Source organism: Roseateles sp. (genome assembly GCF_036486225.1).
Taxonomy (GTDB): domain Bacteria; phylum Pseudomonadota; class Gammaproteobacteria; order Burkholderiales; family Burkholderiaceae_C; genus Roseateles.
The window spans coordinates 1-2246 of sequence record NZ_DASVNZ010000189.1 but is presented as its reverse complement, the minus strand read 5'-3'; the positions used below and the strand labels follow the sequence as shown (position 1 = coordinate 2246).

The 2246-nt window shown below is 70.0% G+C and carries 1 protein-coding gene; it reads right to left on the bottom strand.

The annotated features are described in order from the left end of the window. Positions 1 to 309: 309 nt before the first annotated feature. Positions 310 to 2246 (bottom strand): M66 family metalloprotease (locus VF536_RS13250; protein WP_331615320.1); only part of this gene is annotated, 1937 nt, incomplete at its 5' end.

The following is a 2246-nucleotide window of genomic DNA, read 5'->3' as shown; positions in this document are numbered from 1 at the left end:
GCCCGGCGTCGTGCCTTGAGTGGGCGTGGGCGTGGTGTCCTTGTCGCCACCGCCACCGCCGCAGGCGGCCATGGCGGCGGCTGCGATCAGGGCGACGACGGACGGAAGCAGATGCGGCGGGCGAGGACAGTTCATCACGGGCGAGGAGCAGATCGGATCGGGCCGCGATGATCGTGGATCAGGCTTGAAAGCGCATTCATGCCTGACCAAGTCTTACACCTGATTCAGCCCTGCCACAGGTGGCGAAGGGGCTCGCAGGTGGACCGCGCGCATGGACTGCGCGCGGTTCGTGGGGTCAGGTGTTGCCGCTCAGCGCGCAGGGCGCTTCACCACGGCGCCGACCTTGCAGGACGCCGCGTCGAACTGCGTCGTGCCCGCGGCGCCGCGGCCGCCGGTGTTGGCGTCGGCCGGCGTCCACTCGTTGACCAGCGGCAGGCTGCCGCCGAGGTCCGCGGCGTTCAGCACCGTGAAACGCGTCTGCCACTGGGAACCATGCGGCGTGCTGAACAGCTGCAGCTTCACCAGGCCGCCCCGGCCGGTGGGCAGGTTCACCGCATAGGTGGAGAAGTTGTCCGCGCTGGTCGCGTCCTTCGCGCCGCGCTTGTAGCCGGTCGCGTCGTTGGGCTTGTTCCAGTCGCGGTAGCCGATCGGCAGCAGATGCCGCAGCACCGAGCCGTCCGCATAGGTCGCGACCAGCGTGTAGTCGCAGCCGCTGTTGACGCAGTAGTAGCCGTTCCAGCCGCCGGGCTTGTCGCTCAGGATGCGGTCCACGTCGGCCTGCACCGTCGGGTCGACGCGCTGCGGCAGGTTGCCGGTCCACGCCGGCGTCACGACCATCGTGCTGGCCGTCGGCGCGGCGTTGAAGTGGGACACCGTCCCGATGACCGTCTGCACCTGCTGGTCGAGCTGCAGCACGTCCGTGCCGGCGCGCGCGCGGTCCTCGCCGGTGACCTTCTCGAAGGCGCCGGTCGTGCGGTTCCAGCGTTTGTAGCCGCCGTCGAAGCTCGCGTCCGGGAACAGCTTGTCCAGGAAGCCTTGTTGCAGGATCGCCGCCTGGTAATCCGAGAACGCATTCCACCGGTAGCTCTGGGCATTCCTGTCTTCCTCGCCGCCCGACATCGGCGTGCGCTGGTAGCAGACGCCGTTGACGGTGCGGTTGTCGCAGGACTGACCGCTGAACTCACGCGTCGTCAGCAGCTGCTGCCTGACGCTGTCGAAGCCCCAGGCGGAGCCGCTCTTGGTGCCCTGCGGATACGGATCGTCGCCCGCCTCCGCCGCCGTGTCCGCATGCGGCAGCCCGTAGGCATGGCCCATCTCGTGGTGGAAGACGGCCGAGTAGATCGTCTCGGGCCGGGTGTCCCCGCCCGACACGGCCACGCCGAGGCCGCCCAGGCCGCCGCCGGTCGTGGCCGCGACCTGCTTGCCGCCGCTGACGGTCTGGATGAAGCCGTAGAAGCCCGACGCGAATGCCCGGTCGCGGTTGGCCGTCCAGCCGCGCATGTCGCGCAGCACGCGCAGCAGGCGGGCGTTGGTGTCGCTGTCGATGGCGCGGAAGTCGGCCCACGAGGAGACCGTCATCGCCGGATAGCAGAACTTGTCGTCGTTGCGGCCGGGCACGGCCAACTGGTCGATGGTGATCGCGCCCGCGATGCGCGCGTCGAGCTTCGCAACGGGCAGCTTCTCGCGGTATTCGGCGTCGATCGCATAACCGGCGGTCGAGGACGCGCCGAGATTGAAGTCCGGCACCACCGACTGCGCGGCACGCGCGCCGAAGAGGTAGATCGGCACCGTGTTCAGCTTGAGCGTGGTGGCCGGCGTGACCGTCAGCGCGATCGCGCGGGGCGAGGAGAAATCGGTCTGGCCGACCTCCAGCGTCGTGCCGATCTGCACCCATTCCTTGGGCAGCAGCGCGCTGTACTTGACCGACGAGTACGCGACACCGCCGCCGTCCGAGGTCGGCAGGCGCGCCGGCGCGTTCATCGTCAGCGGGCCGAGCGTGCGGCCGTCGGCCAGCTTTGCGCGGACCCGCAGCGTGACGACGGCGCCGTCCGCCACGTCGGGCTGCAGCATCAGCAGCGCCGCGCGGTCGGCCACCAGTTGCAGCTTGCGGCTCTTGTTGAGCTTGACTTCGTTGGGCGACTGCAGCGTGCGGCCGCCGGGCGGGATCACATGGGTCTGCGCGAGCTCGACGCCCAGCAGCGCCGGCGTCGGCACGGGCGTGATCGCCGGGGCCGTCTCGGGGGCAG